This is a genomic window from Streptomyces sp. SID13726 (assembly GCF_010548375.1).
Taxonomy (GTDB): Bacteria; Actinomycetota; Actinomycetes; order Streptomycetales; family Streptomycetaceae; genus Streptomyces.
The window spans coordinates 1-434 of sequence record NZ_JAAGLY010000482.1; the positions used below are offsets into that span (position 1 = coordinate 1).

Consider the following 434-nt stretch of genomic DNA (forward strand, 5'->3'; position numbering starts at 1 on the left):
AGCGCGGCCTACCAGGAGGCGCTGGCCGTTCTCTCGGACGGCGTCGAGCGCGACTTCCGCATCGTCGAAGGCATCGACTGACCGAGGCCCGGGCGGATCTTCACGGAGATCCGCCATCCGCCTTCGGTCTTGACCGTCTGTCAGCGGTCGAGTTCGAGGTCCGTCAGAACGAGCAGGGCGCGGAGCCGGCTGGTGGCGCGGGCGGGGCTCGAGCGGCGTTCGGTGAGGATGCGCCAGGTCTTCAGGTCCGCGGAGCCGTGCTCGACGGGGGTGCGGCCGGCAGTGATGATCCGGTTGGCGGTCTTCTCGCCGGTGGTGAGTTTGCGGGCGAGGGTGGCCTTGCGGCCGGTGACGACGACTTGGTCGTTGCGTTCCTCGTTGCGTTCCTCGTCGAGGCCGAGGAAGTACGGGTCGTCCAGGGTGCCGAGGCCGGC

2 pseudogenes are annotated in these 434 nt (G+C 69.6%); one reads left to right on the top strand and one right to left on the bottom strand.

Going from position 1 to position 434, the window contains the following annotated elements:
• Nucleotides 1–81: pseudogene (locus tag G3I78_RS48695) on the top strand (DUF1330 domain-containing protein); the annotation flags it as partial.
• Between the two features lie 59 nt (nt 82–140).
• On the opposite strand, the pseudogene G3I78_RS48700 reads toward G3I78_RS48695, so the two are convergent.
• A pseudogene (locus G3I78_RS48700) lies at nt 141–434 on the bottom strand (IS5/IS1182 family transposase); the annotation flags it as partial.